Origin of the sequence: Rhizobium sp. S152, from assembly GCF_030380735.1 — a bacterium.
Lineage (GTDB): Bacteria > Pseudomonadota > Alphaproteobacteria > Rhizobiales > Rhizobiaceae > Rhizobium.
Genome location: NZ_JAUDRZ010000014.1, coordinates 21,974 through 28,394, shown reverse-complemented (window position 1 = coordinate 28,394; position 6,421 = coordinate 21,974). Strand labels below are relative to the sequence as shown.

7 protein-coding genes are annotated in these 6,421 nt (G+C 53.7%); 2 read left to right on the top strand and 5 right to left on the bottom strand.

Features of this window, described 5'->3' with window-relative positions; genetic code table 11:
• On the bottom strand, positions 1-725 hold a 725-nt coding region (locus QTL95_RS15975; protein ID WP_289720937.1), incomplete at its 3' end, for a hypothetical protein.
• 177 nt (positions 726-902) lie between these two features.
• Positions 903-1,691 (bottom strand): helix-turn-helix transcriptional regulator, encoded by a 789-nt coding sequence (locus tag QTL95_RS15970; RefSeq protein ID WP_289720936.1) that lies wholly within the window; start codon positions 1,689-1,691, stop codon positions 903-905.
• Positions 1,692-1,968: 277 nt separating this feature from the next.
• Here QTL95_RS15970 and QTL95_RS28580 point away from each other — a divergent pair, with 277 nt between their 5' ends.
• On the top strand, positions 1,969-2,289 hold the full coding sequence (locus QTL95_RS28580) for an esterase/lipase family protein (RefSeq protein WP_336622283.1): 321 nt from the start codon (positions 1,969-1,971) through the stop codon (positions 2,287-2,289).
• A gap of 40 nt (positions 2,290-2,329) precedes the next feature.
• Positions 2,330-2,740, top strand: a complete 411-nt coding sequence (locus QTL95_RS28575; RefSeq protein ID WP_336622282.1) for an alpha/beta hydrolase — start codon at positions 2,330-2,332, stop codon at positions 2,738-2,740.
• Between the two features lie 10 nt (positions 2,741-2,750).
• Here the strand turns inward: QTL95_RS28575 and QTL95_RS15960 are convergent, their stop codons facing one another.
• From QTL95_RS15960 to QTL95_RS15950, 3 genes are all read right to left on the bottom strand, one after another.
• Positions 2,751-3,629, bottom strand: coding sequence for a helix-turn-helix domain-containing protein (locus tag QTL95_RS15960; protein ID WP_289720935.1), 879 nt, complete (start codon positions 3,627-3,629; stop codon positions 2,751-2,753).
• 222 nt (positions 3,630-3,851) lie between these two features.
• Positions 3,852-5,093, bottom strand: a complete 1,242-nt coding sequence (locus QTL95_RS15955; protein WP_289720934.1) for a PAS domain-containing sensor histidine kinase — start codon at positions 5,091-5,093, stop codon at positions 3,852-3,854.
• Between the two features lie 127 nt (positions 5,094-5,220).
• Positions 5,221-6,387 carry an MFS transporter gene (locus QTL95_RS15950; RefSeq protein ID WP_289720933.1) on the bottom strand — a complete coding sequence of 389 codons (1,167 nt, stop codon included), beginning with the start codon at positions 6,385-6,387 and terminating at the stop codon, positions 5,221-5,223.
• Positions 6,388-6,421: the final 34 nt, after the last annotated feature.

Here is a 6,421-nt window from a genome sequence, read left to right as displayed (position 1 = left end):
GTTGTTCCTCTTTCGTGTCCGAGATCGTCGCCAAACGTTCGAATACGAGTAGAATCAACACCGTGCGCCTTGTCCATCCAATTTAAACCGGACAGCAGTGCCAATAGGGACAGGATGACTGCGAGACCGAATACGCTGATCAATGTCAGACCAGAGGTGATGATCGTCAAATTGGCAGCGGAAGATAGCATTTCGCTCTGTTCGACAATGCTTCTCGTAGCGCTATCATTCCATGTCTTCATGTCTCGGATAAGTGCAGAGATGTCCCCATCTATACTGGCAAGGAGGCGCCCCGCCTCTTCGAACTCTCCCGCGTCAGCGAGTTTCAGTGCGCGTTCGGAAACGGCGACTATCTGTGAGTAGCGCTCGGCAAAGCCGTCTATCTCATCCTTAGCGTCCGGCATAAGACGACGAGCGGTTTCAAAGCGCGATTGGAGGAGTTTTGTGTTTGCTGTGAAAGTCTCGGATAAAGCGGAATGAGGTTTCCCACTAGCTGCATATGTGAGTAGCTGGTAGGCCGTGTAGGAGGAATTGGTGATTATTGCGCTTGCGCGTACGACCTCTACGGGTGCGATGTTGTTTTTCTCGATGAATGTCGAGTAGGTATCGCTTGCGATCTTATAGTTGAATGCGATGTAAGCACTGCTTGCGATGCCAATGAGGCACGAGGGTATCGTCAGACAAAGTATCTTCGTTCGAATCCGTAAATCGCTCAGGAGAGTCATGCGAAATGTCTCGCTTTAAATGAGTTGGGAGAATGGCACCCCAATTTAAATGACCACCAAGTGAGAGGTCGTCAGTCGTCCGTCATGGAAACATTGGGGACCTCTAGAATTTGAGATTCCGGTTTCGGATACCTTAAGTTGGCGCGGTCCATCTCCCCGAGAACTAGGGGTAAGGAGCTAAATTAAGCCATCCCTTATAGCGCGAGCGACGGCCTGCATCCTGGAGTTAGCGTCGAGCTTGGTCATTGCCGTCTTGATGTAGTCACCCACGGTGTAAGCAGATAATCCAAGGATTGTTGCGATATCCTCTGTCGTCTTTCCATCGGCAGACCACCGCAAACACTCCAGTTCACGAGCGGATAGTGGTTTTTGCTCTGCGAGGCTGCGAGGTCGCCAAAAGCCCGCCAGAAAGTCGATTATTCCGACTGCGGCCTCCATCGCCTCCTGCGGCGACGTCTTCACATCTTTGCCCAAGCTAGAAGTCAAAAGGAATACGAACTTGCAACGGTCGGCGCTGTGCATCGTGAACGCCACTGTCTCACCGAACCCAGCGCGGTCGAAGGCGAGGGGAGCATTCGATGATGAAGAGCTTAGGGACAGAAACCCTTGGCTGTCCAACCGGACAGGTTTGACACTCGAACGAAGTGCAGTAATTATTCGGCTGCGACCGAAGAGGTTTGCGCCATCGTAGGCGATCCTCAAGGCAGCTGGCCAGTTCGTCGATAGGATGCATTCTGCCAAAGTAGTTCCCGTTGTTTCAGGAAACCGGGCGACCAAGAAGTAGCCATATCCTAAGCTGCTCGCCATTCGATCTAACGCAGCCTTTCCGGCATCCGTGTGCAACGGAAGCCCAATCCAATCAGTTGCGACAGAATCGGAGTGCGATAGCCGCCTCTCCACAGAAATACCCGAACCCAAAGTTCTCTCCCAGCTGCCGGAGTGACACGATACTCTCAAGCAGGCCATCTCCTGCTAAAAGTCAGGGTCATTACTTTCAGAAGTCTTCAATGCCCCTTCAGTTATTTGGAGAATGTCTTCGATTGGCCCAATATAGAATGCAGCCTCGCCGCGCAGGTGAATTGCGCTGGATGCAACGATAATACCTGTCGTCGGGAGTCTGCTGGAAACGCAGGTGTGGCCTCCGTCTGAAGCACGGCAATTTGACAAAAGTTCGGTTGATCGTTCAAGAAAGCGCAGCGTGAATCGAGCAGTTTCTCCTCAGCCACACACATGGAGAACCGTTATGAAACTGACCATTCGCGCCGCTTTTCTTGCATCATTACTCGCTGTTGGAGCGGCGACAACTTCACCCGCCGCGCAGCCTCAGAAGCTTCCGGTTACGGTGGTTCTGGTTCATGGAGCTTGGGCCGATGCCTCGAGTTGGGGCAAAGTCATTCCGCTCCTTCAAAAGAAAGGCCTCAAAGTTAAGACCGTTGCAAACCCGTTGACTTCTCTCGCGGACGACGTCGCTGCAACGAAACGCGTTCTCGCCAGCATTGATGGGAAGGTTCTGCTCGTCGGTCATAGTTGGGCTGGCACGGTGATCACGGAAGCGGGATCCTAAAGTTGAGGGCCTTGTCTATGTCGCGGCATTCGCACCAGATGTGGGAGAAACTGGCGACGATATTATCAAGCGGTATCCTCAGCCCCCTGCGCTCTCGACAATCTCCGTCGACAAGTCGGGTTATGTCACGCAGACCGAAGAAGGGGTACTGAAAAACTTCGCCCCCGATATCCCCAAAGCCGATGCAAAGGTTCTAGCCGTTACACAAGGTCCGCTGAACTCGACCACGTTCGGTGACAAAGTTACAGCTGCAGCGTGGAAGACGAGACCCTCGTGGTACACCGTTTCGAAGAACGACCGCGTCGTCAGCCCTGAGTTGGAGGCCGATGCAGCCAAGAGAATGAACGCGAATACAACCGTGCTGGCCTCAAGTCACGTCTCGCTTCTGTCGCATCCGAACGAGGTCGCAGCGGTCATCGAGGAGGCCGCGGAAGCGGTAGCCAAGAAGTGAGGCCTTGCGCCTAAAGACTACGGCGCCGCCAAGAACTTGGCGGCTCCCCGATGTGGGCAGCAAACACGCGAGTAAAATGAGAATGGTCGGAAAATCCGCAGCTTATCGCCACGTCCTCCAACGATAGTTCATGATTTCTCAAAAGCGTCCGCGAGCGTTCAATTCGTGCGTCAGTTATCCATTGATACGGGGTTTTACCTGTAGACTCTTTAAATGCCCTCGCAAATGCAGAACGTGACATGTTGCACTCATCGGCCAGCGATGAAACGCTAATTGGTGAATTTAGCCGAGAGAGGATCAGGTCCTTGGCCAAATTCTGATTTTTCCGCGATAGTCCACCACGCGCAATCCTGCGCCGTCGCTGTATCCACCCATAAGTGTCAATGAGGTGATGACCGATTGCCGCGCCCAGGCGCTCTCTAATCAACTCACTTTGATACGACAACTTCAGAGCGGCAGCGAGCCCGCCTAGTACCGGATCATTATGGCCGACAGTTCGGTTCAGCCCACTGAGGCCTTCGACCCCTGCCTCTTCAGCAAGTGACTCTAAAGCGCTCGGCTCAATTTCCATTAAAACAAAATCGAACGAACCTGTTAGTTCCGCACGGTAGTCGTCATCGAGCGTCCTGATGTACAAGTCGCGATCCGCGAAATCGAACTGTTCACTATGATGCTGGTGATAAATGGTTCGTTTGTGGCCACCAGTCAGCGAGATCCCAACCAGATGGTTAGTGGACGAGGCGAGCGCATGGACCACCCCTGGTGCGCCCTTGTCACCGCCTTTTAGATGGAAGTGAATACCGGCACCGACAAAATGCCTATCGTGGTCAAGGGTGGACCGAGTACACCCAAACGCATCAACATCACCTGTACCCGTCGCGTCACTCATAGTGGTCACAAGCCCCAATCCACCATGGCAGATTTCCCATAAGCACTGGAATCTGTCAAAGTTCGAGACTTACTCAACTAGTGAGACGTACGGCGCTAAATCTCAGCATTGCCATCATTTCTCAAATTATGAGGGCGTGATGGTGCTCATTTTGCTCCTTCCGGCTCAAAAATTAGCTATTATTCATGCAAAAGTTAGTCACATCCCGCTGGAGCGAGTATTTCACGTTTCCGTGAACGATGACTCGTCTGTCGTGGTTGGAAGAACGAATTCGACGATAGCCCCCGCGGCCGGGTGATTGCGGGCATATATTTGCCCATTGTGGCGTTCAACGATTGAGCGACAGATTGACAGGCCGATGCCCATGCCTTCGCGTTTTGTGGTAAAGAAGGTGTCGAACATCCGTTCTAGAACGCTGATCGCGATGCCGGGGCCATGGTCTCGGACCGAAATCAGAACTTCGCCCGCTGATTGGTTCTGAACCGAAATCACTATCAGGCAAGGCGTCTGGCCAGACAACTGCGTCATCGCCTGGAGGCCGTTTACAATCAGATTGACCAAAACTTGCCGGATCTCACCTTTGTCAGCATGCACTGAAGTTCTTTGGGCCGTTGAGGAAACGCGGATTTGAGCGCGAGAAAGCATGATGTCGCGTTCCAATAGACTTGCGACTTCGTTCACAAGCTCGAGAACATCGAAAGATTCAATGTTGCTGTGTTCATGCAACACCGTCTCTCTGACACCTTGAACGATGTCTGTAATACGGCTGCTGCTAGCGATGATCCTCCGGATAGAGGCGATCGCTTCGTCGGTCTCTGGCTTCTCCCGAAGGAGCCACCGCTCGGCCGCCTGAGAATCCATTCGAAGGGCTGTCATCGGCTGATTGAGTTCATGCGCGATCGATGCTGACAATGTTCCGATGACCCCAACGCGATTGGCTTTTGCAAGCGCGTTTTCAGCAGCCGACAATTGCTTCTTGGTTCTTTCGTGCTCGGTGACGTCCATAACACTGAAAAGCGCCCGGTCCACTTGAGGAGTACCTTCAACGTTCGGTACTGCGCCGAGCATAAGGATAAGCCTGCGCCCATCGATACCCTCGACCTCCCACGTCCCGTCGAACTGACATTTGTAAACATAGAGAGATTCGAGCGCATCGATTTGTTGTGACGTTCCCGGGAGTGGACGTAAGTGCGTGTAGCCGACCAATTCCTCTTTGGACCGTCCGCCGAGTATTTGAACAAAAGCATGGTTGGCGTCCACCGTGTGAATTCTGTCGAAACACATGTCTGCCAAGGACGGCTTGTCGAAGGCATAATCTCTGAAGGATCCCACTCCCAGTTCCCTCAACTCGTCGAAATAGCGATCGAGGTCTGACATATCTAGGACGACAAACCCGACGCTCGAGTTCGAAGGCTCGGAGCGATCTAAGTTTCGGGAAACTGTGTTGCTTACTGCGATTGGCATCGGCCCAATCCGATTTGTGTTGCTGTGTCACCCAGCTGAGGTTTGAAAGCCGCTCGCGTCGCTCGACGCGTCAAACAGCAAAGCGCCCGAAGATGTTGCTCCGGGCGCCGTTGTCACTCGCTTGTAGTTACCGACGCCGGATCTGCAGCGCCACCGCGGCTGCGCTGACCAGGCCGCCAACAGCGGCGACTGCACTCCAGCCTGCAATGTTCCAAACGGAGATCGCTGCGGCCGAGCCTATCGCTCCGCCTAGAAACATCGAGCCCATGAGGACCGTGTTGAGACGAGCACGCGCTTCGGGATTTAGTGCGTATACAAGTGATTGGTTAGAAACCAATGCGCTTTGCATACCGAAGTCCAACGCGATCACACCGATAACGAGCCCAGCGATGGTCGGAGACGCCGCAAATAGCGCCCATGAGATCAGGGCAATGATTGCTCCTAGCCGTACAACAACTGCTGGTCCTTTCGAGTCGGCCACTCGTCCAGCAATCGGGGCGGCAATGACACCTACCGCGCCCACAACACCAAAAAGTCCGGCGGTTTCAGCGCCAAAGCCAAGGTCAGGCAGTGCAAGGCGGAACGGCAAGGCAGTCCAAAATGCTGAGAAGCCAGCGAAGATGAGCGCTTGAGTGATAGCTGCCCGACGAAGTTCCGGAAGCTCCTTCCAAAGTGTACCGATCGAAGAAATGAGCCTGCTGTAGCGCATCGAGGCGGTGGGAGGGGCAGAAGGTAGAATGCTCCACATCCCGATGGCGCCGAGCAATGCAACTGGGACCGCAATCAAATACATCTCGCGCCAGCCCAAACTGGTTCCGATGTAGCCAGCGATGGTTCGACTCAGAAGAATCCCGCCCAAAACTCCAGATAGCAGGGTTCCAACGGTAGCTCCCCGCTTCGCGGGCGTCGCGAGATGGGCTGCAAACGGGATAATTTGCTGCGCGACGGTAGAAGAGACGCCGACCAGAGCGGAGAATATGACAATCATTGTGGTGTTGCTGGAATACGCAACGCCGAGAAGAGCGATCGCGAGTGTGATAAACTGGGCTACGATCAGCCGCTTGCGCTCCACGATATCACCCAGCGGGACCAATAGAAAAAGGCCCACTGCGTATCCAAGCTGAGTCACCGGCGAGATGAAGCTTGCTGCGACGGGGAGATCCTTCCCTATCAGCTCGAGCATTGGCTGGTTGTAATAGATATTGGCAACTGCGGCACCAGCACCTAGCGCCATGGCAAGCGTAAGAGGCGTCGTCATTTTAGGCAGCGCCGTTGGTTGGTAATGGATGGTCATATCGACGTCCTCGATTGTTGTTGACCGGAATATC

Coding starts and splice junctions, on each gene's coding strand:
- QTL95_RS15955 (WP_289720934.1), bottom strand. CDS start 5,093: ATGCCAATCGCAGTAAGCAACACAGTTTCCCGAAACTTAGATCGCTCC.
- QTL95_RS15960 (WP_289720935.1), bottom strand. CDS start 3,629: ATGAGTGACGCGACGGGTACAGGTGATGTTGATGCGTTTGGGTGTACT.
- QTL95_RS15950 (WP_289720933.1), bottom strand. CDS start 6,387: ATGACCATCCATTACCAACCAACGGCGCTGCCTAAAATGACGACGCCT.
- QTL95_RS28580 (WP_336622283.1), top strand. CDS start 1,969: ATGAAACTGACCATTCGCGCCGCTTTTCTTGCATCATTACTCGCTGTT.
- QTL95_RS15970 (WP_289720936.1), bottom strand. CDS start 1,691: ATGGCCTGCTTGAGAGTATCGTGTCACTCCGGCAGCTGGGAGAGAACT.